We start from the raw sequence: 23,923 nt of genomic DNA on the forward strand, positions 1-23,923 counted from the left end.
CCGCTTCGGCATCCGGTCGGGCCGCCTGCTCTACGCTCGGCGCATGGCTTCCATGATCGCATCCACTCCGGTGATCGACCTCAACGCCGATCTCGGCGAGGGGTTCGGGCGCTGGACGCTCACCGACGACGAGGCCCTGCTCCGCGTCGTCACGAGCGCCAACGTCGCCTGCGGCTTCCACGCCGGGGACCCGTCCATCATGCGCCGGGTCTGCGAACTGGCCGCCGAGCGGGGCGTACGGATCGGCGCGCAGGTCTCCTACCGCGACCTGGCCGGCTTCGGCCGGCGCTCCATGGACGTGCCGCCCGGCGAGCTCGCCGACGAGGTGGCCTACCAGATCGGCGCGTTGGAGGTCTTCGCGCGGGCGGCCGGCTCCCGGGTGTCCTACGTGAAACCGCACGGCGCGCTCTACAACCGGACCGTGCACGACGCCGGCCAGGCCGCCGCCGTCGTCGCGGGTGTCCGGCTGGCGGCCGGCGCCGGGGCGACCGGCGGCCTGCCCGTGCTGGGGCTGCCCGGCTCGCTCCTGCTCGCCGCCGCCGAGGAGGCGGGGCTCGCTCCCGTACCGGAGGCGTTCGCCGACCGCGCCTACACCCCCGCCGGGACCCTGGTGCCGCGCGGCGAGCCGGGATCGGTCGTGAACCACCCGGACGCGGTGGTGGCGCGGGCCGTCGGGATGGCGGCCGACGGGACGGTGACGGCCGCCGACGGCTCCGCCGTCCCCGTGGCCGCGCGCTCGCTCTGCCTGCACGGGGACACCCCCGGGGCGGCCGGGCTCGCCCTGCGCGTCAGGGAGGCGCTGGGCGCCGCCGGGGTGCGGGTGGAGGCCTTCACGTGAGGACGCTGGTGGTGGGCTCGCAGGCGCTGCTGATCGAGCTGGACTCGGCGGACGAGGTCGCCGCGCTCCACGCCGAGCTGCTGCGCCGCCGGGACGCGGGCGCGCTGGGCCCCGTACGGGACCTGGTGCCCGCGGCGCGGACCGTACTGCTCGACGGCGTACGGGATCCGGCCGCGCTCGGGGCCCGGATCGCCTGCTGGGAGGTACCGCCGCTCGCGGCCGCCGAGGGGCCGCAGGTCACCGTCGCGGTGCGGTACGACGGGCCGGATCTGGCGGAGGTGGCCCGGCTGTGGGGGGTGGACCCCGGGGAGGTGCCGGGCATCGTCGGCGCCACCCCGTTCCGGGTGGCCTTCTGCGGGTTCGCGCCGGGTTTCGGCTACCTGACGGGCCTGCCGGAGCGTCTCCACGTTCCGCGCCGGGACTCGCCGCGCACGGCCGTTCCCGCGGGCTCTCTGGCACTGGCGGGCGAGTACGCGGGGGTCTACCCGCGCTCCTCCCCCGGCGGCTGGCAGCTGATCGGCTCCACCGACGCGGTGCTGTGGGACCCGGAGCGGGAACCGGCGGCGCTGTTCGCTCCGGGAGTCCGGGTGCGGTTCACGGAGGCCGGCCGTGACTGAACTGCTGGTGGTGCGGCCGGGGGCGCTGACGACGGTCCAGGACCGGGGCCGCCCCGGGTACGCGCACCTCGGGGTCCCCCGGTCGGGGGCGCTGGACACGGCGGCGTACGCGCTGGCGAACCGGTTGCTCGGCAACCCGCCGGACGCTGCGGCACTGGAGACGACCCTGGACGGGGTGGGGCTGCGGGCCCTCGCTCCGGTGACCGTGGCGGTCACCGGCGCACCCTGTTCCGTACGTGCGTCAGGGCGTCCGGTGGCCTGGGGAGCCGCGGTCCGGCTGCCGGCCGGAGCGGAGCTGGAGGTGGGCCCGGCGGAGTCGGGGCTGCGCAGCTACGTCGCCGTGCGCGGAGGCGTGGGCCTCCCGCCGGTCCTCGGCAGTCGCTCCACGGACCTGCTGTCCGGCCTGGGGCCACCGGTCCTGTCGGCGGGGATGACGCTGCCGGTGGGCCCCGCCGGGCCCGGGCCGTCCCCGGCGGTGGACACCTGCGGCCTGCCCGGGGCGCCTGCGGAGCTGCTGCTCCCCCTGCGGCTCGGGCCGCGGGCCGACTGGTTCACGCCTGACTCGCTCGCCGGGTTGTGGCGTTCGGCGTTCCGGGTGTCGGCGATGTCCAACCGCATCGGCCTGCGCACGGAGGCGGGAGCGCCGCTGGTCCGCAGCCGGGCCGGGGAGCTGCCGAGCGAGGGCATGGTGCTGGGCGCGGTGCAGGTGCCGCCGGACGGCCTGCCGGTGGTGTTCCTGGCCGACCATCCGGTGACCGGTGGCTACCCGGTGGTCGGCGTGGTCCCCCCGGGCCGGGCGCTCGACGCGGCGGCGCAGGCCCGGCCGGGAACCCCGGTCACGTTCGTGCCCGCCCGATGAAACGCTTTCGGGGGCTGCGGCCAAGTACGGGGTGAGGGGGCCGACGGGGTTCCCTGCACAGGGGAGGAACCGGGTGCACAGCCCACGACACGAGACCGGCCCGCCGGATCTCACCACGGCCGAGGGATTCGGGACGTTCTACGAGGACCACATCGATGCCGTGCTCGGCTTCGTCACCCGCCGGGTCGCGGATCCGCACCTGGCGGCCGACCTGACGGCGGACATCTTCCTCGCGGCGATGGGTTCGGCCGGCACGTACCGGGGCCACAGGGGAGCCCCGGTCGCCTGGCTGTTCGGAATCGCCCGGAACGTCCTCGCGGGTCATGCGCGCGGGCGGGCCCGTGAGAGCGGCGCGCTGGCGCGGCTCAGCGGCCGCCGGCTCCTCGACGCCGAGGACGTCGCCGCGTTGGAGGAACGCATCGACGCCCAGCGGGCCTTCAGGGATCTGGCCGAGCGCCACGCCGCCCTGTCCGAGCCGCTGCGCGCCGCCCTCGACCTGGTCGTCATCGACCAGCTGACCCCCGCCGAGGCGGCGCAGGCCCTCGGCGTCACCCAGGCGACGATCCGCGTCCGCCTGCATCGCGCCCGGCGCGCGCTGGACCCCGTTCCCGGCGAACGCCGGTTGGAGGCAACCCGATGAACGCCAGGCCCAGCGGTTTCGAGGACCGGCTCAAGGCGGCGCTGCTGGCCCGCCTTCCGCAGGCGGCGCCCGCGCCTCCCACGCGGTCCTTCGCCCGGCGCTACGGCATCCCCCTCGCGGTGGGGGTCACCACCGCCTCCGTGGTCGCCGTCATGGCGCTGCCCGGCAGCACCCGCAACGGCTCGCTGCCCACGGACGGTCCCACCGGCTCGCCGAGCCCGTCGGCCACCGGCGTACCCGAGATCAGGAAGGATCCGGACGGGTCGCTGCGGTTCAGGCTGCCCGCGCACGACGAGATCCCGGCCCTGGTCGACCGGCTGAAGGCGCTGGGGGTTCCCGCGGTGCTGATCCCGATGCGGCCGCCCTCCCAGTGCTCCGAGCCCGGCGGCGGCTACCGCGGTCCGCAGGCAGACCCCGAGGCGGAGATCATGCAGGCCGGCGGTGACGGCTTCGACCTGAAGGTCAACGCGAAGACGGTCCCCCCGGGGTACGCGCTGACGTTCGCCTGGGCGGAGTACCACCCCCTGGGTGCGGGTGGGGTCAGCTTCGGCGTGATCGAGGACTCCAAGGTCGCGTCCTGCCGCATCGACTACACCGAAGGCCTGGAGGAACTGCTGGCATCTGCCTCCGGCGCCCCCGCGAAGGACGCCGGCACCACGATCGAGGTCGCCGTGCCCAAGCCCGGCGAACTGCCCGAGCTGGTGCGAAGGCTCCAGGTTCAGGGGGTCAGCGTCGCGGTGACCGAGATGAAGCCGGCGGCGGAGTGCCCGCACGTGGGGGGCGGCTACCGCGGTCCGCAGGCCGACCCCGAAGCCAGGCTGGGCGTCGGGAGCGGCACCCTGAGGATCAACTCCAGGACCGTCCCGCCGGGGTACACGCTCGTGTTCTCCAAGCCGGCGGGGACGTCGAGCCCGTACGTCGGGTACGGCGTGCAGGAGACCTCGAAGGTCACGCCCTGCCAGATCGACTTCTCGCTGGGCGATCCCGCACGGCCGGCCGGCCCGTCACCGCGGTAGTCGCGGCAGGACCGGCCTCTGCGCCCCGGCCCCTCGGGGCCGGGGCGGACGCGTGTGGGCGCGGGGTCCGCCTCTCGCCGTGTCCTACACGGCCGACTCCGGCGCGATGCGGCTGCGGACGGCCGACTGGACGTCTTCCTCTTCCGCCGGATCGGCGGCCAGGCGGCGCAGGCGGGGCGCCACGCGGGCGTCGGCTGTCTCGGCATGGCGGGCCGCCACCTCACGGGTGGTCTCCTCGCAGTCCCACAGGCACTCGACCGCGAAGCCCGCCGCGAAGGAGGGGTCCGTGCTGGCGAGGGCGCGCGCGGCCCGGCCGCGCAGGTGGGACGAGGAGGTCTCGCGGTAGATGTGGCGCAGCACGGGGGCCGCGCAGCCGATGGCGAGGCGGCCCGCTCCGTCCACGAGGGCGAACAGGCGCCCGGTGTCGGGGCCCGAGCCGCGCACGGTGGAGCGCAGCGCGCTCAGGACCAGGGGTGCGTCCTCGGTTCCGCCTCGGGCGGCCAGGGTGGCCGCGGCGGCCTCGCCGAGGGCGTCGGGCCGGTGGACCCAGCGCCGGGCCCGTTCGACGGCCTCGGGGCCGCACATGCGCTCGTACGCGGCCACGGCGGGCTCGTCGGCGGCGGCTTCGATGAGGTCCAGCACGGCCGGGTTGCCCGGCTCCGCGAGAACCAGGTGGTGCAGGGCGGTGGCCCGGGCGGCCTCGCCGTCGGCGCCGGCGGCGGCCGCGAGGATGGCGGAGCGGTCCTCGGGCTGGGCCACGGCAGCGAGGCAGCGGGCGGCGGGCACGTGCAGGGGGGTGCCGCGGCGCAGGCCGTCGGCGGCCCAGTCGAAGACGGCCTGGACGCCCCAGCCGGGCCGGGGCCCGCTCGGCGTCAGCTGGCGCTGCCAGCGGTCGAAGGAGCCCTGCCGGCGGGCGGCGCTCAGGCGCTCCCCGTACAGCGGCGACTCCTCCCACAGGCACCACGGCCGGGGCTCGTAGGCGTCGCGGACGGCGGCGGCCAGCCGCGCCTCGCCCTCCGCGGTGGCGGGGAAGCGGGCGAGGACGGGTGCCGCCAGTGACCGCAGTCCCTCGTCGTCGTCGCGCAGGGCGAGCTCGTCGAGGGCCCAGGCCCAGTTCGCCCCGGAGGCGGCGTAGCGGCGCAGCAGCATGAGCGCGTCGTCGCGGCCGTACGAGGCCAGGTGGCCCAGGACGGACAGGGCGAGGCCCGTGCGGTGGTCCGTGTCGTCGACGAGGTCGTCGGCGCTGAAGAGGTGGCTCTCGATCTCGCCGAGGGGGCCGTCGAGGTCGAGGTAGAGCCTGGCGTAGTACAGCGAGCGGTTCTCGACCTGCCAGTCCTGGCGCGGATCGCGGAGCACGCACTGGTTGAGGGCCGCGAGGGCCTCCGCCCTGGGCGCCGCGAGTGCGTGCAGCGTGCCGTCGCCACGGCCCCGCTGGAGGAGGCCGAGCAGGGTACCGCTCGGCGCTATGACTGGTTCGAACATGGGAGTGGCCTCAAATCAAGCTGGGGACGCAACCGGGAATCGGGATTCACAGGGCCGCGTAACAGCATGTGAGGACGTCCGCCGTCTTGTTCCGCTCGATGTAGACCATTGCCTTCTCACTCTCGTCGGTGGTTCGTGACCAGGGTTGGCCGGACCGGGCCGGGACACCCTTGGTGTCCTGGCCGTCTGCCCGTCCCCCGTGCTCGCGAATCGAATCCGACGCCATGATGGCCCAGCCGGTTTGTGCGCCGCGACCACATTTACGGCCGCCGTGACCAACCTGTGAGGTCTGTACCGGTCCTGGCCCGGCAAAAAGCGGACTACTTGGCTCCGAAGAGTTCCAGCAGGTCGGCCTTGGCGAACATGCGCGCCGTGTCCACGGCGGAGGGGGTTCCGGCGTTCGGGTCGGCCCCTCCGGCGAGCAGCGCGCGGATCACCGCCTCCTCCCCCTTGAAGACCGCGCCGGCGAGCGGGGTCTGGCCGCGGTCGTTGGCGCGGTCGGCCTCGGCGCCGCGGGCCAGCAGGGCCGTGACGGTGTCGGCGTGGCCGTGGTAGGCCGCGAGCATGACGAGGGTGTCGCCGCGGTCGTTGGTGAGGTTCGCCGGGACCCCGGCGTCGAGGTACGCGGCGAGCTGCGCGCTCTCACCCTGGCGGGCGAGGTCGAAGATCTTGGTCGCCAGTTCGATGACGTCCTCGTCGGGGCCTTCCGGGGAGGTGCCCTCGGGGTGCTCGCTCATCGTGCGTACCGCCTTCCACTCGCTGCTGGCATGAAGCTTCCCCAGGCCGTGCGGGGCAGGGGTGCGCACGGCGCCGCGTCCGTACGGGTGAACCGCCAGAGTAGCGCCCTGGCCTGGGCATGTCCGGGCCGGGCCGAGGCAGGGACCACCCGGGACCCGTGTGCGGCGGCCGCGCCAGCCGGACTGAGCCGGTCAAGTGAAAAACCACTGGATTCACCCATTTGCACCTTTTGTCGCATTGATACTTCCTGTGAGCCTGGAACAACTGATGGTGACTGTCCCCACCAACCAGGAGAACCTCTCATGGTCCTGTCCATCTCAGGCGTGGTCCTGCTCGGCATCATCTGCTTCCTGTTCTTCAAGAAGGACGGGATGAAGCTGTCGCACGCGTTCGTCTGCTCGCTCTTCGGCTTCTTCCTCGCCGGCTCCGCCATCGCCCCGAGCATCACGGCGAGCACCGCGAGCCTTGCCAGCCTGCTCGGCGGGATCAAGCTCTAGCCGCCGCCGAGCAGGAACACCAGCCCCACCCGGAACAACGCTCACCACAGATCCAGGAGACGCCCGTGGCCCGGCGCCCACTCCCCCGCATTCTCAGCAGCGGCACCGCGTCGCTGGCCCGGGGCCGCGACTTGGCTCGCACGGCCGCCGACAGTGCCACGGACGTCCTCCATCCGCTCCTCGTCATCGGACGCGGCCTGCGCATCCTGGCCGCGGCCGGGCGGCGCAGATGGTCCGAGACGCCCAAGGACAAGCGCGGTCCCGCCCTGCTCCTGGGCGCAGCCTGCGTCCTCGTGGTCGCGCTCGTCCCCTACGGCCCGCTCCTCGCCCTGGTCACCCTCATGGCGGCGGCGGCCTGGCGGGGACGCGACCGCACCCCGGTGAAGACCGGACCGAGCGATGCCGAGGCCGAACGGCTCGGCTCCCTCTACGAAGCCCTCGTGCCCTACTTCTCCATCCCGGAGGATCCGAGCCCGCTCTTCGCCCACGGCGGGGAGTGGGACAAGGCCTTCAGCGGCTACGAGTTCGACGAGGCGGGCCGGCTCACCCGGCTCCACATCCGCTACCCGGCCTACTTCACCGACGGCGAGGCCGCCTCACGGGCCCGGATCGAGGCACTGCTGCACGCCAAGTCCGGGCGCGGACGGGAGTACCTCTTCGACTGGGACGAGGAGGGCAACCAGCTCGATCTGAGCGTGCTGGCGGCGCTGCCGACGGGCATCGCCGCCCAGCCGTTCGTCACCTCCCCCGGCGAGAGCGTGCTGGGATTCACCGACTCCTCAAGCGTGCAGCGCACCCTGCCCGTGCTGGAGGGGGAGCAGCCGCGCGACGTCCCGCCGGTCATCTGGCGCACCGGGCCCCGCTCCACCGAACCCCACCTGCTCGCCGTCGGCCAGCCCGGCAGCGGCACCTCCACGCTGCTGCGCTCCCTCGCCCTCCAGGCCCTGCGGCACGGCGCCGACGTGCTGATCGTCGACGGCGGCGGCAGCGGCGAGTACGCCTGCCTGACCGGCCGAGCGGGCGTCCTGGCCGTGGAGTGCGGGCCGGTCGGCGCGGTGGCCACCCTGGAGTGGGCCGCGCGGGAGACCGAACGGCGGCTCATCGCCACCCACCGGGCCCGCGAGGCCGGCCGGCCCGCACCGGAGGACACCCGGCGCCCGCTGTGGATCCTGCTCGACCAGCCGAGCGTGCTCGCGCACCTCGCGGTCGCCGAGGGCGGGCCCGACCCCATGAACCACCTGCAGGTACCGCTGCGGCACGGGCGGCCCGCGCACGTCACGGTGGTCGTTGCCGAGCAGTTCGACCACCTGGAGCTGCTGCACGACGCGGTGTGGCAGCACACCCGGGCTCGGATCGTGCTCGGGCCCGCCGCGATCCAGCAGATCACCGACGTCCTGGGGCTGCCGCCGCACACCACGCCCACGAGCCAGGTGCCGCCGGGGCGGGGGTACGCGCGGCTGGGGACCGGGGCCGTGCACCGGCTCCAGGTGCCGGCCACGCCGGACCCGTACGACGAGGGCACGCATCCGGGGTACCGGCAGGCGGTGCTGGAACTGCTCCCGGAGCGGCAGCAGGGGCCGGCGGGGGCGGCGGCGTCCGTGGCTCCGGCGGGAACGGTGGGGCCGCCGGCGGGGGCGGCGGGACCTGCGGGGGCGGCGGGGCCGGCGCTGGTCAAGGTCCTCGACGCGCCGGAACCGTCGTAGCGCCGGGGGCGGTGCGGGCGGGCCGGCGCGGGCCGGTGGTGCCTGGGCGGGCCGGCGCGGGCCGGTGATGCGGGCTGGCCCGTGCGGGCCGGTGGTGCCAGGGCCGGCGCGGGCCGGTGGTTGCCGGGGCGGGCCGGTGCGGGCCGCCGGTGCCGATGCGGGACGGTGGTGCGGGCCGGTGGTGCCGGGGCGGGCAAGTGCCAGGGCGGGGTGTCGTCCGGGACTCATGATTCATGGCGCCCTGTCGGAGTTTCGTCGGCGCGGGCGATACCGCGCCGACAAATCACGTTCTACGTCCCGGACGACACCCCGCCCTGTCCCCGACCCTCAGGCACCCTCGCGCGGATGGCCGACCCGTCCGAGGCCGCCCCGACGGCACCCCGCCCTGTGGTCACCGCCCCGCGGCCTTACGCCACGAACGTGCGTGGGGGTTCTGCCCCGCTGTCGCCCGCGCCCTTGCCGACCAGGCTCGCTGCCGCTGCCAGGCGGGTGGCGGCCTCCTCGGCCACCGGGCCGCCCACGGTGAAGGGCAGTCGGACGTAGCCCTCGAAGGCTCCGTCCACGCCGAACCTCGGGCCCGAGGGGACCCGTACGCCGACCCGCTCGCCCACCTCGGCCAGGCGGGAGCCGGAGAGTCCGCCCGCGCGGGCCCACAGCGTCAGGCCGCCCGCGGGGACCTCGAACTCCCAGTCCGGGAGCTCCCGCCGGACGGCCGCGACCAGTGCGTCGCGGTTCTCGCGGGCCTGCTGCCTGCGGATCTGCACCGCCTCCTGCCAGCCGCCGGTCCGCATCAGCCAGTTCACGGCCAGCTGTTCCAGCACCGGGGTGCCCAGGTCGGCGTAGGCGCGCGCCGCGACCAGGCTGCGGATGACCTCGGGGGCCGCCCGGACCCAGCCGATCCGCATGCCCGCCCAGAATGCCTTGCTGGCGGAGCCCACGGTGATCACCGTGCTGCCGGCCGGGTCGAAGGAGCAGACCGGGCGGGGCATCTCCAGGTCCGGGTCCAGCTGGAGTTCGATCATGGTCTCGTCGGCGACGAGGACGGTTCCCGCGGAGCGGGCGGCCTCGACCATCGCGCGGCGCTGGTCCTCAGAGGCGAGGGCTCCGGTGGGGTTGTGGAAGTCGGCGACGACATAGGCGAGGCGCGGGGCGGAGTCCCGCAGGACCTGGCGCCAGACGTCCATGTCCCAGCCGGCCAGCCCGTCGGCCATGGCCACCGGTACGAGCCGGACGCCGGCGGCGCGCATCAGCTGGAGGATGTTGGCGTAGGAGGGGGACTCGACGGCGATCCGCTCGCCGCGCCCGGCGAACAGGCTGCAGATGGCGTCGATGGCGCCCATCGCCCCGGTGGTCACCATGATCTGCTCGGGCATGGTGGGGATGCCCTGCTCGGTGTAGCGGTCGGCGAGCATCCGGCGCAGCGCCGGCAGGCCCGCCGGGTAGTCCCCGTGCGTGTGCGCGTACGGCGGCAGTTCCTCCAAGGCGCCCTGGACGGCCCTGGTCAGCCACGGTTCGGGGGCGGGCAGGGCGGCGCAGCCGAGGTCGATCATCGAGCCGAGGGACTCCGGCGGCAGCGGCTCCAGGCCACGTGCGGGCAGCGGGTTCCCGGCGGGGACGGAGGTCCAGCTGCCCGCGCCCCGGCGGGATTCCAGGAAGCCCTCCCCGCGCAGGGCCTCGTAGGCGGCGGCAACGGTGGTGCGGCTGAGCGACAGTGCGACGGCGAGTTCCCGCTCGGCGGGCAGCCGGGCGGCGACCGGAATGCGGCCCTCAAGGACGAGGAGCCGGATCCCGTCGGCGAGGGTGCGGTACGCAGGCGGCTTGCGGGCGCCGGCTACGGCGGTCCGCTCCTGCTGCGAGGTGATGAGACGGGCGAGCTGTGCGGCACCGACCGCTGAGGTCCATTCGGCCATGGCGTGCGGTCCACTTTCGTCCGATTGGCCTCGACCGAGACCTGGATTGGATTGCTGTCCGGGGCACAGCGTGCCACGAGTCAGTCCACTTGCACCAGGGCCGTACAGGGCCCGCCGTATCCCGTTCACCTCGGGTACCACCGGTCCCTGCCGTCACGGGGGATACTGCCGCCGTGACGCACGTACGCCTTCGCCATCCGTATCTGGACCACCCGGCTCCGATCCCCTTCGCGCACCGGGGAGGTGCCGCGGACGGGCTGGAGAACACCGCCGCGGCGTTCCGCCGGGCCGCCGCGGCGGGCTACCGGTACTTCGAGACCGATGTGCACGCCACGGCCGACGGCAAGCTCGTCGCCTTCCACGACTCCACGCTGGACCGGGTGACCGACGGCCGGGGCCGGATCGCCGAGCTGCCCTGGAAGCAGGTCCGCGAGGCCCGGGTGGGCGGCACCGAGCCCCTGCCGCTCTTCGAGGAGCTGCTGGAGGAGTTCCCGGACGCCCGCTGGAACATCGACGTCAAGGCGGAGTCGGCGTTGCACCCGCTGGTCAATCTGATCGCGCGGGCCGGGATCTGGGACCGGGTCTGCGTGGGCTCCTTCTCGGAGAGCCGGGTGGCCCGCGCGCAGAAGATCGCCGGTCCGCGGCTGGCGACCTCGTACGGAGTGCGCGGGGTGGTCGGGCTGCGGCTGCGCTCCTACGCGATCCCGGCGGCGCTGCGCGTGGGCGCGGTGGCGGCCCAGGTACCGGAGACCCAGGCGGGCATCCGCGTGGTCGACCGGCGCTTCGTGCGGACCGCGCACGAGCGGGGCCTGCAGGTCCACGTGTGGACCGTGAACGAACCGGAACGCATGGAGGCTCTCCTCGACCTGGGTGTCGATGGCATCATGACCGACCACATCGACTTGTTGCGCACGGTGCTGGACCGGCGCGGCGCCTGGGCCTGACCCGCTCCCGGCCGTCGCGGCGGACGCGGCGGCCGTTGCGGTACGGGACCACCTGGGGGGACGACGAGTGAGCGCGGACAACAGCAGCCGGACCGAGGAAGCGGAACCCGGGGCGGAGGACGGCAGATCCACCGCGGCCGAGAAGGCCTCGGCGGCGGCCTCGCGCAAGCGCGAGCAGCGCGGCTGGTACTTCTACGACTTCGCCGTCTCGGTGTACTCGGCGAGCGTACTGACGGTGTTCCTCGGGCCCTACCTCACCTCGGTGGCCAAGGCCGCCGCGGACGCCGAGGGCTTCGTGCACCCGCTGGGGATACCCGTGCGGGCCGGGGCCTTCTTCGCCTACTCGGTCTCGGCCTCGGTGATCCTGGCCGTGCTGCTGATGCCGATCGCGGGTGCGATCGCGGACCGGACCGGCCGCAAGAAGCCGCTGCTGGCGGTGGCCGCGTACACCGGGGCCGCGGCGACGACCGCGATGTTCTTCCTAGGCGGCGAGCGCTACCTGCTGGGCGGGTTCCTGCTGGTCGTGGCGAACGCCTCGCTGTCCGTGTCGATGGTGCTCTACAACGCCTACTTGCCGCAGATCTCCACCCCGGACGAGCGGGACACCGTGTCCTCGCGCGGCTGGGCCTTCGGGTACACCGCCGGCTCCGTGATGCTGATCGCGGACCTGGCCCTCTACCTGGGGCACGACTCCTTCGGCGTCTCCGAGGGGACCGCGGTGCGGATCTGCCTCGCGGCGTCGGGCCTGTGGTGGGGCGCCTTCGCGCTGATCCCGCTGCGCCGGCTGCGGGACCGGGCCGTGGTCCGGGAGCCCGGGGCGGCGCCTGCCGTCAGCGGCTGGAGGCAGCTGATCGCCACCTTCAAGGACATGCGGCGCTACCCGCTGACCCTGTCGTTCCTGCTGGCGTACCTGATCTACAACGACGGCGTGCAGACGGTGATCTCCCAGGCCTCCGTCTACGGCTCGGAAGAGCTGGAGCTGGAGCAGTCCACGCTCATCGGGGCGGTGCTGCTGGTGCAGGTCCTGGCGGTCGGCGGGGCGCTGGGCATGGGCCGGCTGGCCCGGATCTACGGCGCCAAGCGGACGATCATGGGTTCACTCGCCGCGTGGGCGGTGACGCTCGCGGTCGGCTACTTCCTGCCGGCGCGGACGCCGGTGTGGTTCTTCGTCCTCGCCGCCATGATCGGCCTGGTGCTGGGCGGCAGCCAGGCGCTGTCGCGCTCGCTCTTCTCGCACCTGGTGCCCGCGGGCAAGGAGGCCGAGTACTTCTCGGCGTACGAGATGAGCGACCGCGGCCTGAGCTGGGTGGGTCCGCTCGTCTTCGGCCTGACCTACCAGGTGACGGGGAGCTATCGGGACGCGATCATCTCGCTGGTGGCCTTCTTCGCACTGGGGTTCCTGCTGCTCGCGCGAGTGCCGGTGCGGCGCGCGGTGGAGGCGGCGGGCAATCCTGTACCGGAGCGGATCTGAGACCGGGTGCACACCCGCTTCCGGTCCGGATTCACGAACGAATTCCGAACGGATTTAGACGTTGCAGCGAAGGGCCGGTAGTGTACGCCTTTGGCCTGCCAGGCGGACCGTTACTGCGCGCTAAAGAAGTCTAGACGTTGGGTGACATCTGCTGCCAGATGTGACAAACCGGGCACTGGTGGGTACAACAAGGGGCGGTACGACGGGCGACGCATGACCCGGAGCGGGAATCTATACCGCCGACCGGACGTTGACCGGATGACGACGACAGCGACACCTGTCCTGTGGGCGACAAGCCCGGGAGGCACGATTCATGAGTGAGCGAGCTCTCCGCGGTACGCGCCTCGTGGTTACCAGCTACGAGACGGACCGCGGCATCGATCTGGCCCCGCGCCAGGCGGTGGAGTACGCATGCCAGAACGGACATCGATTTGAGATGCCGTTCTCGGTTGAGGCAGAGATTCCGCCGGAGTGGGAGTGCAAGGCGTGCGGCGCCATGGCACTCCTGGTTGACGGGGACGGGCCCGAAGAGAAGAAGGGCAAGCCTGCGCGAACGCACTGGGACATGCTCATGGAGCGACGCACTCGCGAGGAGCTGGAGGAAGTGCTGGCCGAAAGGCTGGCGGTCCTGCGCTCCGGCGCCATGAACATTGCCGTGCATCCGCGGGACAGCCGCAAGTCCGCCTGACAGCCGGACGAACGCACAAGCCGAGGGGCCCCGCCACACATCGTGTGGCGGGGCCCCTCGGCTTGCTCCCTGCGCCGCTGCGCCTACGGCGCCAGAGGCGGGCGGTACGTGGTGTCCGGGCCGGCCTGCGGACCGGGCCCGTCGTCGCGGACCACCTCACCCTGGACGATCTTGCCGTCGGGATAGTGGATACGGGCCTGCTGGAAGGCGTCCCCGAAGCTACCCGCGGGGCCCGCGGCCATCTTCCGCTCCAGGGAACGCGAGGCCCTGCGGCCTACCAACGCCCGGACGGGCGGGAGCAGCAGGAGCAGGCCCGCCACGTCGGAGAGCAGGCCCGGCAGCATCAGCAGCAGGCCGGCCAGCATGGTCAGGCCGTTGCCCCGGCCGGGCTGCTGGGGGGTGGGCTGCACACCCTGCTGCGCCTGCTGGAAGGTGTCCGTCAGATTCTTGAAGGCGCGGCGCCCGGCGCGCTTGATGACCACCGCGCCCAGCACCAGTCCGCCCGCGATCAGCGCGGCCACGGCCAGCCCGCCGGCCGCGTCGGCGACCAGGCCGAGCAGCCAGATCTCCAGGATCAGCCAGGCGGCGATGGCCAGGGGGAGGAAGGTTCGGGCGGGCGAGCGCCGACGGGGGGCCGTCGGGGTGCCCGTTCGCAGGGATCCAGTGCCGGTCGTCATAACACCCAGTGTGCCCGGGCGGGATAAAAGTGTCCTCAGCCGGAGGTACGGGCCACCCCCTAAGGGGTGTCCCGCCGGTCGGGCCCGGATCCGCGCCGCGAGCCCGGAATGATCGGCGGGACACCCCCGCAGGGGGCCCGCTCGATCGGGCCGGGTCAGGCCGTGCCGCTCCGCTTGCCGCTGTCCTTGCCGAGCAGCTTGGCCGCCTGGGCCTTCAGGCCCCACTGGGTGACCCGCCACAGGGCCTCCACGACGATGTCCTTGCTCATCTTGCTGTCGCCGAACTCGCGCTCGACGAACGTGATGGGGACCTCCACCACGCGGAAACCCTTCCGCACGGCCCTGCGGGCCAGGTCCACCTGGAAGCAGTAGCCCGCCGAGGCCACCTCCTCCAGGCCCAGGCCCTCCAGGGTCTCGCGCCGGAAGGCGCGGTAGCCGCCGGTCACGTCGCGGATCGGGACGTCCAGCATCAGCCGGGAGTACGTCGAACCGCCGCGCGAGAGGAACTCCCGCGTCTTGGGCCAGTTCACGACGCGGCCGCCCGGCACCCAGCGGGAGCCCAGGACCAAGTCGGCGCCGGCCAGTGCGGTCAGCAGACGGGGCAGCTCCTCGGGCTGGTGGGAGCCGTCGGCGTCCATCTCGACGATGACGCCGTAGCCCTCCTCCAGGCCCCAGACGAAGCCCGCGAGGTAGGCGGCGCCCAGCCCCTCCTTGCCCTTGCGGTGCAGCACGTGCACGTGGTCGTCACCGGCCGCGAGCTCGTCGGCGAGCTTGCCGGTGCCGTCGGGGCTGTTGTCGTCGGCGACCAGGATGTGGGCCTCGGGCACCGCCGCCCGGACGCGGCCGACGATCAGCCCGATGTTCTCCGCCTCGTTGTAGGTCGGAATGATCACCAAGGCTGTACCGAGCGGCCCGTAGGTCCGCTGTCCGCCGTCGCTCACTGAGTCCCCTTTTGTGCTCTTGGCACGTCCTGTACGTCTGGTCGCAGAGGATGACTTTAGAACATCGGCCGCGGCCCGCCCCGGCGGTGCGGTGCCGGTGGGCCTCCCCTGCGGCGCCCCGTCGGGTGATCGGGGCCCGCGGTCCTTCGGGCCGATCAGACTCCCGCTGGATGCGGGCCGCCGTGACCGTTGTCTACTGGACCGCCGGACCCCGACCTGGGGCCACCCGCCGCCCGGCGAAACCTTCCCTCGCCCCCGAGGCGCGGGCGCGCTGAGCAGACGGATCCGTCCGGCACGACGTCCTGTGGTGGACCCGGCCGAACCTATCCGGGTCCGAGGGCCCGTACCGAACCGAGGCCGACCGGATCACCCCTGTGGGCGTACGAATACCTCCCGCCCGCCGACGACGGTGGCGAGGCACACCGGCAGTTCGGACCCGGGGGTCAGATCGGGCAGTCCGGGGGTGCCGGAGCGGGGATCGGTGGACCAGCGGGCGACCCGGTCGTCCGGTGCCTGGACGACCAGTTCGCCGGTCTGCCAGACCGCGTAGTCGGCCGGGGCGCCGGGGACGAGGATCCCCGCGTCGTCGCGGCCCAGCGCCCGCCAGCCGCCCCGAGTGTGCGCGGTGAAGGCGGCCCGCACCGACACCCGGTGCTCCGGAGTCCGGTGGAAGGCGGCCGCGCGCACGGTGCCCCACGGGTCGAGCGGGGTCACCGGCGCGTCCGAACCGAAGGCCAGAGGCACCCCCGCCTTCAGCATGGCCGCGTACGGGTTGAGGGTGCGGGCGCGCTCGGCCCCGAGCCGGTCGGCGTACATGCCGTCCCCGCCACCCCAGGCCGCGTCGAACGCCGGCTGCACCGAGGCGGTGAGCCCCAGCTCCGCGAAGGCGGCGATGGTGGCCGGGGTCATCATCTCGGCGTGCTCGACGCGGTGCCGGGCCGCGCGGACCCGGGCCAGGCCGACCTTCCGGGCGGCCGCCCGGACCCCCTCCACCACCGCGGTGACCGCCGCGTCACCGATGGCGTGGAAGCCCGCCTGCAACCCCTCCTCGGTGCAGGCAGCCACGTGCTCGGCGACGGCGACCGCGTCCAGGTACTCCGTACCGGTGTGCGAGGCGTCGGCGTACGGGGCGTGCAGGCAGGCGGTGTGCGAACCGAGGGCGCCGTCCACGAACAGGTCGCCCGCCGCCCCGACGGCCCCCAGCTCCCGGACCAGGTCCAGGTCCCGGTCGGCCCAGTACCCGAACACGCGCGGCCCGGGCCGCTCCGCCGCGAGGGCGAGCAGGCCCGTGAAGTCCTCGGCGGAGGAGATGTCCGGCCCGCCGCACTCGTGCAGGGAGCCGATACCGAGGGAGGCCGCCCGGTCCAGCGCGGCCCGCTGCGCCTCGGCGCGCTGGGCGGGGGTGACCGCGGCGAGCGCGGCCCGCCGTACGGCGTGGTGGTCGTCGGCGGTCAGCGGCCGGTCCCCGTCGGGGCGCACCCCGGGGACGAGGTCGAGCAGGGCGGTGGTGACCACGGCCGAGTGGACGTCGATACGGCTGAGGTAGAGGGGACGGCCGCCGGCGGCCTCGTCCAGCTCGGCGCGGCGCGGCGCACGGCGTTCGGGCCAGCGGGCGGCGTCCCAGCCGTGCCCGAGGAGCACCCGGTCGCCGGGCCGGCTCACGGCGTACGCCCGTACCAGGTCCAGCGCGGCGGCCAGCGAGCCCGCTCCGGTGAGGTCCAGCCCGGTCAGGGCCAGACCCGCGGAGGTCGTGTGGACGTGGGCGTCGGTGAAGGCAGGCGTGACGAGCGCGCCGCCGAGGTCGACGACCTCGTCGACGCCCTGCGCGAAGGCGTCGGCCGCGCCTTCGGAACCGACCCAGGCGATGTGGCCGCGTTCGACGACCATCGCCGTGGCGAAGGGGTCGGCGGGGCTGTGTACCTCGCCCCCGCGGAGGAGGACGGTCCTGGTCGGTGCTCCGGCGGCTTCGGCGGAGGGGGCGGTGCGGTCAGTCATGCCGACCAGTGTCCCGCGTCGCCCCGCCCTTCCCGACCGCCGGGTACCCCTTCGGGGTCACACGCGGGGCGGGCGCGCCTCATAGGGGGTGGAGAGGACCACGGTCGTCCGGGTCGCGACGTGGGCGAGGGCGCGCAGCCGGCCCAGGAGGTCCTCCAGCTCCAGCGGGGTGGCGACGCGCACCTTGAGGATGTAGTTCTCGTCGCCCGCGACGCTGTGGCAGGCCTCGATCTCCGGCACGCCGGACAGCCGGTCGGCGATGTCGTCCGGGGCGCTCGGGTCGAAGGGCTTGACCGAGATGAACGCGGTCAGCGGCAGGCCGACGGCCTCCGGGTCGACCACGGCCGCGTAGCCGCGGATCACCCCGCGCTGCTCCAGACGGCGTACCCGCTGATGGACTGCCGACGTGGACAGTCCCGTGGCCTTGCCCAGATCCGTATAGCTCATCCGCCCGTCCCGCACGAGCAGATCCACGATCTGGCGGTCCAGCTCCTCCATTGCGCTCATAGCCGCTCAACTTACGGCCAAAGGCACGCCAGGCCCAGTGCTGTCCGCCCACTGGAGGCATCTGCGCCGGGCATGTGACCAAGGCCACAGGGGTATGCAGGTGGAGGCTGGTCTGTTGTGGTTACTCGTGACGCTCGACGGGAAATGGTTGCTGTGGCCGAGGCCGAAGTACCAGCCCGCCCGGCCCACCCAAGGGGGAGTACATCCATGCTGAACACCAAGCGCGCCGGTCGCACCGAACCGGAGCCTCTCGAACCGCTCGACTCCGGGGACGACGCCTATCCCGCTGACGGCGAATACCTCGACGACGGCGGGGGGTTCGAGATCCACCACGCGATCTGCCCCGACTGCGGCCAGTCGATCGCCCTCGTCGCGGACGAGGAGTACCTGCCGCAGCACGCGCTCTGCCTGACCCCGTGGAACCCCTTCGGGCTCACCGTGTGCGCCGGCACCGGCCGGCCCGCCACCGACGCCCTCCCCTGCGTCGGCGCGCCCCAGCCGGCCGAGGCGCAGGAGCTCGACTCCTTCACCGTTCCCGCCCTGCCCCAGGGCCTGGACTGGCGGACGCAGCCGTTCTCGCACGTCGGCGGGCCGGGCTCGTGCCCGATCCGCGTCGTGCGCCCGGTGCTGCCGCAGCCGCAGGCACAGACGCGTCAGCAGCACGCCCAGGCGGCCTGAGCACCGAGGACCCGAGCCGCCCGGGCGCGCCGCCGGTTCTCGTGCCGCCCGTCCGCCGCCGCTGCCCCTGCTCGCCTACCAGTACGTCCCCTGCACCATGGCGGCCAGACTGGCGTGGTGCAGGATCAGGCCGTCCGGATCCCCCGGCACCTCGACCTCGCCGAAGTGGGCCTGCCGGTAGGCGATGCGCAGCATCACGATCGCGTGCCGCAGGGCGGCGTAGAGGGTGTGGAACTCCATGTCCCGCGGGGTGTGGCCGGTCAGTTCGGCGTAGCGGCGCTCCAGGTCGTCGCGGCGCAGGAAGTCCGGCAGGCCGGGCTGGCCGAAGCTCACGGTGAGGTCCTGGAAGAACCGGTGGAGGTAGACCGTCCAGCCGAGGTCCACCTCGCGCGGGGCGTACGCCGCCATCTCCCAGTCCAGGACCGCCACCGGCGTGAAGCCGTCGTAGACCACGTTGCCGATACGGGCATCGCCCCAGTTCAGGACGGCGGGGCCCTCGTCGGCCGGCCACAACTCCTCCAGGCGGGCGAAGGCCCGCTCGATGAGCGGGGAGGGCGCGAGTCCGCCCACCACCCAGGCGTAATAGGCGCGTTGGGCGTCCACGTGCCGGCGCAGCGGGCTGCCCTCGCCGTCGGGCAGCAGGAACTCGGCCTCCTTGGCGGGGAACTGGTCATGCAGCCGGGCCAGCAGCGAGATGCTCGCCTCCTGGAGCGCACCGCGTTCGGCGTCCGTCGCCGCGTGCAGCCAATTGCCCTCGTAGGTGTAGGGCATGACGTCGGGCGGGACCCGGCCCTCCGCGCGGGCCATCACGAAGAACGGCGCCCCCAGCGGCCCGGGGTCCTCCTCCAGCCACTGCACGCGCGGAACGGGCAGGTCCGTGTGCTCGGCGACCAGGCTCATCACGCGGTGCTGGCGCGGCATGTCGTACGTCGGGAAGACGGTGTAGGCCGCAGGGTCCGCGGCGAGCCGCAGCGCGCAGGCGCGCAGCGGGGTGTCCGGGTGCTCTATGTCGAAGAGCAGGGTCTCGCTGGACATCCCGTTCGAGCCGGGGACGGAGACGTTGGCGACCTTCACCCCGGGGAGCCGGCCGTCGAGCCAGGCGGCCAGACGGCGGCCGAGCTCCTCGGGCTCTCGGGTGGAGGTGCGCGGACGTGGTGCGGTTGCCATGGGTACCCCTTCTCCTGCTCAGACCTGGACCTGGACCTGTGGGGGCTTACGGGGCGACGGAGGAGTAGTCCGCGAAGCCGCTCGGGTCGTGGCGACCGAAGCTGCCGTGCTCGAAGATGCCGTGCCCGGTCAGCCCGTCGAGCGTGAAGCGGGCCGAGTGGTCGGTGACCCCGAAGGCTGCCACGGGGTGGGCGGCGGGGTGGGAGAGGTCGTAGACCCGCCGGTCGCTCCAGCCGCGGCCCTGCCAGGTGCCGTGCTGCCAGTCGGCGGCGGGCGGGTAGCCGGCGCCGACGGCGAGCGGGGAGGAGTTCAGTATCTCCACGCCCAGTTCGAGGGGCTTGCGGGACGGGTCGGTGAGGTGGACGACGGCCCTCTCGGGGTGCCGGCTGCCGGGGCGGTAGCGGATCTCGGTGTGCGGCCAGCCGAGCTGGACGTCCGCGCGACCGCTGTCCTCGGGGAAGACCTGCACGGCCTCGTTCAGGGTGCGGTGGCCGTCGGCGTCCTCCTGGGCGATGACCATGACGAAGCGGTCCGCGAACCGGACCGGGATCCAGAGCCAGTGGAAGCCGTCGGGGCGGTGCTCCTCGGCCGCCCGGCCCCCTTCCTCCCCGGGGATCGGCCGTACGCCCCAACTCCGGTCCCGCGTACCGGTCCACTCCCCCGCAGTCAGGGTGAACTCCGCACCCCTGGCGCGGATCGTGCCGGTGACGTTGCCGGCCTGGACGAAGCGGCGCCCTTCCAGCATGAGGCGGTCGCCGCGCCGCTGGATGTGGTGGGGCTCCCACACCGCGGGGAACTCCGCGGTCCAGGTGATGTCGTACGAGAGGCCCTGCGGGTCAGCGGAGTCGGGGGCGCAACGCAGCGTGAGCCGCTTGAGCGGCACGTCGACGACGATCGACAGGGGTCCCACCGAGAGGTTCATCCGGTCGTCGGTGAGGGCGTCGGAGGCCCGGACCGCGAGGAGCTCGTCGCCGATGCGGAGGGTGGCGTAGGCGTCGATGACGCCGGCGTTGGGGTAGACGCCGAGGCCGAGGATCAGGACCGCGCGGCCGGCGTGGTCGAAGACGTGGAAGATGCACCGGTCGTAGGCGTTCCGGTCGCCGCTCACGAGGTGCTTCATCGACAAGGGGGCCTGGTGGATGGGGTACTCGTCGAGTGCGACGGGCCGGTCTGCGGGCATGACGGACCTCCGGGGCGGCTGACATCGGGGGCGGCCTGGGCGAATATGACGGTACGTCAGAAACGCCCACCGGGGCCAGCCTTCTGGCACGGTCTGACAGCAGGGCACGTAGTGGCGGGGCGGGGCTTCGGGGGCGGGGCGGGGCTTCGGGGGCGGGGCGGGACTTCGGGGGCGGGAGACGCTGGGGCGGGGGCGGGAGGCACGGGGGCGGTTCCGGGAGGCGGGAGACGCTCGGACGGGGCGGAAGTCGCGGGGGCGATTCCAGGAGGCGGGAGACGCTCGGACGGGGCGGAAGTCGCGGGGGCGATTCCAGGAGGCGGGAGACGCTCGGACGAGAACGAAAGCGCGACGGCGGCCCTGCGGGGCGGCGTCCGCCCTGAGCGGGATCAGAGAAGCCCTGGGGGTTTCCCGTCAGTCCCATCGTCTCTCCGTGTCGGGCCGGCCCCTCAAGGGCGCTCCTTCGTCGCGTCGCTTCGCGATGTCGCTGCGCTCCACCCTTGACCGACCGTCCCGCCCCGGAAATACGAGGACAGCCGGGAAACCCCCAAAAGAACGGGCCGGGGGATCGAGCAAGAGACGGGGCGGCCAGCGATGCGCGGGCAGAGCCCGGTGCGCCCCAAATCGCTACGCGCTCCTGCCGGACGGCGTCCGCGAGCCCCTTGGGCCGGGCATAAGCCGCCACCGATCGCTACGCGCTCCTGCCAGACGGCGTCCGCGAGCCCCTTGGGCCGGGCATAAGCCGCCACCGATCGCCACGCGCTCCTGCCAGACGGCGTCCGCGAGCCCCTTGGGCTGGGCATAGGCCGCCATCGATCGCTACGCGCTCCGGCGAGACGGCGTCCGCGAGCCCCGTGGGCTGGGCATAGGACGCCATCGATCGCTACACGCTTTTCGAGGACGGCGTCCGGCCCTCATATGGGGCTGATGGGGGCGATATCGGGGGGTGGAAGGGCGATCCATCGGCTCAGCCGAACCCAACCCCCATCAAGACCACCATGAGATCCCAGCCGCCGGTACAGACGGGGGCAATTGGGGTGAATTGACGGCTCTTTGGGGCGCGCACTCACCCACCCCTGGATTGGCATCGCTCCAGCCGTCATCTGACGCTTTTCCACCGCACACAGCCCTCAGACGCCGCCCGTGAAGAGTGGGAGAAGGTTTCTGCGGCCCGTGACCAGCCCCACACGGACCGCAGACGCCTGATCGACAAGCGCGTGGCGATTGATGGCGGCCTATGCCCAGCCCACGGGGCTCGCAGGCGCCGTCCGCCAGGAGCGCGTAGCGATTAGTGGCGGCTTATGCCCAGCCCAGGGGGCTCGCAGGCGCCGTCCGTCAGGAGCGCGTAGCGATCGATGGCGGCTTATGCCCAGCCCACGGGGCTCGCAGGCGCCGTCCGGCGGGAGCGCGTAGCGATTTGACGCGCACCGGGCTCCGCCCGGACGCATCCGACGCCCCGCCCCTGAAAACTGGTCCCGGCCCGTTCCTCTGGGGGCTTCCCGGCAGTCTTTCGGATTTCCGTGGCGGGACGGCCGGTCAAGGGTGGAGCGCAGCGACATCGCGAAGCGACGCGAGGAACGAGCGCCCTTGACGGGCCGGCCCGACACGGAGAGACGATGGGACTGACGGGAAACCCCCAGCACATCCCTGACACCGCTCCAGCGGCTCCCGACCCCCACACCACCCCGCGCCCGGGGGTGGGTGGGCAGCCCCCGACCGGGGGCGGTGGGCCGCGGGGGTGGAGGCCCCGAGTGCGCGGGCATCCGTAGCGTGCCCGCGCCGCACCCCGGGGACCCCTCGAACGGATACGCGTAGGCCCCGGGCGATTACCCGTGGCTCCGGTCACGCGTTGGCCGTGCATGAGCACGCTTCAGTCTTCAACGGGCCGAAGGCGCCGTCCGATGCCCCCGCATTTCGAAGAATCGGTTCAGCGCCCGCTTCAGCGTGAGCCGCTGCGCGAGCAGCAGGCGCCCGATCCGCCGATCTACCGGGACCTGCTGGCCCGATGGGCGGACGCCGGCCGCACCCTGCCCGGCCGGCGGGACCCGGAGTGGTCCCGGCTCACGTCCTCCCCGGTCTGGCCCTCCACCAGCAGCGGGCTGTACTGACCGGTCCGGCGGCGGACCGCGTCAGCGCGTCTCGGGTCCGGCCAGGTGGCGGGCGATGACCATGCGCTGGATCTGGTTGGTGCCCTCGACGATCTGGAGCACCTTCGCCTCGCGCATCAGGCGCTCGACGGGGAAGTCCGCGGTGTAGCCGTAGCCGCCGAGGATCTGCACCGCGTCCGTGGTGACGGCCATCGCCGCGTCCGTGCAGAACAGCTTGGCCATGGCCGCCTGCCGGGAGAACGGCTTGCCCGCGTCCCGCAGCCGCGCCGCCGCGAGGTACAGCGCCCGGCCCGCCTCGATCTTGGTGGCCATGTCGGCCAGCATGAACCGCAGCCCCTGGAAGTCCGCGATGGGGTGCCCGAACTGCTTGCGGTCCAGTGCGTACGTGAGCGCCTCGTCCAGAGCCGCCTGGGCGACGCCGATGGCGCAGGCGGCGATGCCCAGCCGTCCCGCGTCGAGCGCGGCCAGGGCGATGGAGAAGCCCTGCCCCTCCTCGCCGATGCGGCGGGAGTCGGGTACGCGTACGCCGTCGAAGTGCAGCTGGGCGGTGGGCGAGCCCTTCATGCCCATCTTCTTCTCGGGCACGGCCGCGGTGAGGCCGGCCGCGTCCCCGGGGACCAGGAAGGCTGTGATGCCCTTGGGGCCCTCGACGCCGGTCCGGGCGAGGACGGTGTAGAAGTCGGCGACCCCGCCGTGGGTGATCCAGGCCTTGGTGCCGGTGATGATCCAGTCGTCGCCGTCGCGGACCGCCTTGGTGGTGAGCGAGGCGGCGTCGGAGCCGGCGGCCGGCTCGGAGAGGCAGTAGGCGCCCAGCAGACCGCCGCCGAGCATCGCGGGCAGGTGCGCGGCCTGCTGCTCCTTGGTGCCGTAGCCGGCGAGGCCGTGGCAGGCCAGGGAGTGCACGCTGACGCCGAGGCCGACGGTCAGGCGGGCCGCGGCCAGCTCTTCCAGGACCTGGAGGTAGACCTCGTAGGGCTGCTCGCCGCCGCCGTACTCGCCGGGGTACGGGAGGCCGAGCAGTCCGGCCTCGGAGAGCAGCGTGAAGACCTCCCGCGGGAACCGGCCGGTGTCCTCCTCCTCGGCGGCCCGGGGGCGGATCTCGCGCTGGGCGATCTCACGTACGAGGGCGAGGAGGTCGCGGGACTCCTCGGTGGGCAGCTGTCGGTCCACCGGCTGCGGGGCGCGGTCGGTCATGGCGGCGCTCTCCTCCATCTCGGGCACGGCGGCGACGCGCGAGGTGTGGGACGCGCCGCCGGGTCTCGGGCTCTGT

The 23,923-nt window shown here is 73.5% G+C and carries 22 protein-coding genes; 12 read left to right on the top strand and 10 right to left on the bottom strand.

The features are described 5' to 3' along the window. Positions 1–70: 70 nt before the first annotated feature. From ACZ3X1_RS34420 to ACZ3X1_RS34440, 5 genes are all read left to right on the top strand, one after another. Positions 71–838, top strand: coding sequence for a LamB/YcsF family protein (locus tag ACZ3X1_RS34420; protein ID WP_467283126.1), 768 nt, complete (start codon positions 71–73; stop codon positions 836–838). Next, positions 835–1,455, top strand: coding sequence for a 5-oxoprolinase subunit B family protein (locus ACZ3X1_RS34425; RefSeq protein ID WP_467283071.1), 621 nt, complete (start codon positions 835–837; stop codon positions 1,453–1,455). Before ACZ3X1_RS34420 ends, ACZ3X1_RS34425 begins: the two co-directional genes overlap by 4 nt. Beyond that, entirely contained in the window at positions 1,448–2,314 is an 867-nt protein-coding gene (locus tag ACZ3X1_RS34430) for a 5-oxoprolinase subunit C family protein (RefSeq protein ID WP_467283073.1), read from the top strand. Before ACZ3X1_RS34425 ends, ACZ3X1_RS34430 begins: the two co-directional genes overlap by 8 nt. A 73-nt stretch (positions 2,315–2,387) precedes the next feature. After that, positions 2,388–2,954 (top strand): RNA polymerase sigma factor, encoded by a 567-nt coding sequence (locus tag ACZ3X1_RS34435; protein ID WP_467283075.1) that lies wholly within the window; start codon positions 2,388–2,390, stop codon positions 2,952–2,954. Further along, on the top strand, positions 2,951–3,970 hold the full coding sequence (locus ACZ3X1_RS34440) for a hypothetical protein (protein WP_467283077.1): 1,020 nt from the start codon (positions 2,951–2,953) through the stop codon (positions 3,968–3,970). The genes ACZ3X1_RS34435 and ACZ3X1_RS34440 overlap by 4 nt, the downstream gene beginning before the upstream one ends. An 84-nt stretch (positions 3,971–4,054) precedes the next feature. Here the strand turns inward: ACZ3X1_RS34440 and ACZ3X1_RS34445 are convergent, their stop codons facing one another. Both ACZ3X1_RS34445 and ACZ3X1_RS34450 read right to left on the bottom strand, forming a co-directional pair. Beyond that, on the bottom strand, positions 4,055–5,452 hold the full coding sequence (locus ACZ3X1_RS34445) for a HEAT repeat domain-containing protein (protein WP_467283079.1): 1,398 nt from the start codon (positions 5,450–5,452) through the stop codon (positions 4,055–4,057). A 320-nt stretch (positions 5,453–5,772) separates the two neighbouring features. Then, complete coding sequence (locus ACZ3X1_RS34450) at positions 5,773–6,189, bottom strand: ankyrin repeat domain-containing protein (RefSeq protein WP_362629153.1); 417 nt, start codon at positions 6,187–6,189, stop codon at positions 5,773–5,775. Between the two features lie 303 nt (positions 6,190–6,492). Between ACZ3X1_RS34450 and ACZ3X1_RS34455 the strand changes: the two genes are divergently transcribed. Together ACZ3X1_RS34455 and ACZ3X1_RS34460 are read left to right on the top strand one after the other, a co-directional pair. Then, on the top strand, positions 6,493–6,687 hold the full coding sequence (locus ACZ3X1_RS34455; protein ID WP_030706611.1) for a hypothetical protein: 195 nt from the start codon (positions 6,493–6,495) through the stop codon (positions 6,685–6,687). Between the two features lie 65 nt (positions 6,688–6,752). Then, on the top strand, positions 6,753–8,390 hold the full coding sequence (locus ACZ3X1_RS34460; protein ID WP_467283083.1) for a hypothetical protein: 1,638 nt from the start codon (positions 6,753–6,755) through the stop codon (positions 8,388–8,390). 407 nt (positions 8,391–8,797) lie between these two features. Here the strand turns inward: ACZ3X1_RS34460 and ACZ3X1_RS34465 are convergent, their stop codons facing one another. Beyond that, a complete protein-coding gene (locus tag ACZ3X1_RS34465) occupies positions 8,798–10,300 on the bottom strand; it encodes an SCO1417 family PLP biosynthesis transcription factor (protein WP_467283085.1) in 1,503 nt (500 codons plus the stop codon). 173 nt (positions 10,301–10,473) lie between these two features. On the opposite strand from ACZ3X1_RS34465, the gene ACZ3X1_RS34470 reads away from it, so the two are divergent. From ACZ3X1_RS34470 to ACZ3X1_RS34480, 3 genes are all read left to right on the top strand, one after another. Beyond that, positions 10,474–11,244: a glycerophosphodiester phosphodiesterase family protein gene (locus ACZ3X1_RS34470; protein ID WP_356813520.1), complete on the top strand. Its 771-nt coding sequence runs from the start codon at positions 10,474–10,476 to the stop codon at positions 11,242–11,244. A 67-nt stretch (positions 11,245–11,311) separates the two neighbouring features. After that, positions 11,312–12,715, top strand: a complete 1,404-nt coding sequence (locus ACZ3X1_RS34475; protein WP_467283087.1) for an MFS transporter — start codon at positions 11,312–11,314, stop codon at positions 12,713–12,715. A gap of 313 nt (positions 12,716–13,028) precedes the next feature. Next, positions 13,029–13,403: an RNA polymerase-binding protein RbpA gene (locus tag ACZ3X1_RS34480; RefSeq protein WP_007262928.1), complete on the top strand. Its 375-nt coding sequence runs from the start codon at positions 13,029–13,031 to the stop codon at positions 13,401–13,403. 83 nt (positions 13,404–13,486) lie between these two features. Here ACZ3X1_RS34480 and fxsA read toward each other — a convergent pair whose 3' ends face one another. The 4 genes from fxsA to ACZ3X1_RS34500 all read right to left on the bottom strand — a co-directional run bounded on the left by fxsA (position 13,487) and on the right by ACZ3X1_RS34500 (position 17,514). Beyond that, complete coding sequence (gene fxsA, locus ACZ3X1_RS34485) at positions 13,487–14,080, bottom strand: FxsA family membrane protein (RefSeq protein WP_362629139.1); 594 nt, start codon at positions 14,078–14,080, stop codon at positions 13,487–13,489. A 155-nt stretch (positions 14,081–14,235) separates the two neighbouring features. Beyond that, positions 14,236–15,021, bottom strand: a complete 786-nt coding sequence (locus tag ACZ3X1_RS34490) for a polyprenol monophosphomannose synthase (RefSeq protein ID WP_362629136.1) — start codon at positions 15,019–15,021, stop codon at positions 14,236–14,238. 366 nt (positions 15,022–15,387) lie between these two features. Continuing rightward, the gene (locus ACZ3X1_RS34495) at positions 15,388–17,016 is read right to left on the bottom strand and encodes an amidohydrolase (RefSeq protein WP_467283093.1); all 1,629 of its coding nucleotides are present in this window, start codon (positions 17,014–17,016) and stop codon (positions 15,388–15,390) included. 57 nt (positions 17,017–17,073) lie between these two features. Beyond that, positions 17,074–17,514, bottom strand: a complete 441-nt coding sequence (locus ACZ3X1_RS34500; RefSeq protein ID WP_030663734.1) for an Lrp/AsnC family transcriptional regulator — start codon at positions 17,512–17,514, stop codon at positions 17,074–17,076. Positions 17,515–17,730: 216 nt separating this feature from the next. Here ACZ3X1_RS34500 and ACZ3X1_RS34505 point away from each other — a divergent pair, with 216 nt between their 5' ends. Further along, a complete protein-coding gene (locus ACZ3X1_RS34505) occupies positions 17,731–18,201 on the top strand; it encodes a hypothetical protein (protein ID WP_356813525.1) in 471 nt (156 codons plus the stop codon). A gap of 75 nt (positions 18,202–18,276) precedes the next feature. On the opposite strand, the gene ACZ3X1_RS34510 is transcribed toward ACZ3X1_RS34505, so the two are convergent. Continuing rightward, positions 18,277–19,368, bottom strand: coding sequence for a phosphotransferase family protein (locus tag ACZ3X1_RS34510; protein WP_467283096.1), 1,092 nt, complete (start codon positions 19,366–19,368; stop codon positions 18,277–18,279). 46 nt (positions 19,369–19,414) lie between these two features. Beyond that, the gene (locus ACZ3X1_RS34515; protein ID WP_467283099.1) at positions 19,415–20,548 is read right to left on the bottom strand and encodes an Rv3169 family protein; all 1,134 of its coding nucleotides are present in this window, start codon (positions 20,546–20,548) and stop codon (positions 19,415–19,417) included. A 1,898-nt stretch (positions 20,549–22,446) separates the two neighbouring features. Here ACZ3X1_RS34515 and ACZ3X1_RS34520 point away from each other — a divergent pair. Further along, entirely contained in the window at positions 22,447–22,653 is a 207-nt protein-coding gene (locus tag ACZ3X1_RS34520; protein WP_051785519.1) for a hypothetical protein, read from the top strand. Positions 22,654–22,674: 21 nt separating this feature from the next. On the opposite strand, the gene ACZ3X1_RS34525 is transcribed toward ACZ3X1_RS34520, so the two are convergent. Continuing rightward, positions 22,675–23,847 carry an acyl-CoA dehydrogenase gene (locus tag ACZ3X1_RS34525; protein WP_356815272.1) on the bottom strand — a complete coding sequence of 391 codons (1,173 nt, stop codon included), beginning with the start codon at positions 23,845–23,847 and terminating at the stop codon, positions 22,675–22,677. Between the last annotated feature and the right edge of the window lie 76 nt (positions 23,848–23,923).

The organism is Streptomyces sp. NPDC023541, assembly GCF_055559995.1.

Coding starts and splice junctions, on each gene's coding strand:
- ACZ3X1_RS34440 (WP_467283077.1), top strand. CDS start 2,951: ATGAACGCCAGGCCCAGCGGTTTCGAGGACCGGCTCAAGGCGGCGCTG.
- ACZ3X1_RS34445 (WP_467283079.1), bottom strand. CDS start 5,452: ATGTTCGAACCAGTCATAGCGCCGAGCGGTACCCTGCTCGGCCTCCTC.
- ACZ3X1_RS34450 (WP_362629153.1), bottom strand. CDS start 6,189: ATGAGCGAGCACCCCGAGGGCACCTCCCCGGAAGGCCCCGACGAGGAC.
- ACZ3X1_RS34455 (WP_030706611.1), top strand. CDS start 6,493: ATGGTCCTGTCCATCTCAGGCGTGGTCCTGCTCGGCATCATCTGCTTC.
- ACZ3X1_RS34465 (WP_467283085.1), bottom strand. CDS start 10,300: ATGGCCGAATGGACCTCAGCGGTCGGTGCCGCACAGCTCGCCCGTCTC.
- ACZ3X1_RS34480 (WP_007262928.1), top strand. CDS start 13,029: ATGAGTGAGCGAGCTCTCCGCGGTACGCGCCTCGTGGTTACCAGCTAC.
- fxsA (WP_362629139.1), bottom strand. CDS start 14,080: ATGACGACCGGCACTGGATCCCTGCGAACGGGCACCCCGACGGCCCCC.
- ACZ3X1_RS34495 (WP_467283093.1), bottom strand. CDS start 17,016: ATGACTGACCGCACCGCCCCCTCCGCCGAAGCCGCCGGAGCACCGACC.
- ACZ3X1_RS34500 (WP_030663734.1), bottom strand. CDS start 17,514: ATGGAGGAGCTGGACCGCCAGATCGTGGATCTGCTCGTGCGGGACGGG.
- ACZ3X1_RS34505 (WP_356813525.1), top strand. CDS start 17,731: ATGCTGAACACCAAGCGCGCCGGTCGCACCGAACCGGAGCCTCTCGAA.
- ACZ3X1_RS34510 (WP_467283096.1), bottom strand. CDS start 19,368: ATGGCAACCGCACCACGTCCGCGCACCTCCACCCGAGAGCCCGAGGAG.
- ACZ3X1_RS34515 (WP_467283099.1), bottom strand. CDS start 20,548: ATGCCCGCAGACCGGCCCGTCGCACTCGACGAGTACCCCATCCACCAG.
- ACZ3X1_RS34520 (WP_051785519.1), top strand. CDS start 22,447: ATGCCCCCGCATTTCGAAGAATCGGTTCAGCGCCCGCTTCAGCGTGAG.
- ACZ3X1_RS34525 (WP_356815272.1), bottom strand. CDS start 23,847: ATGACCGACCGCGCCCCGCAGCCGGTGGACCGACAGCTGCCCACCGAG.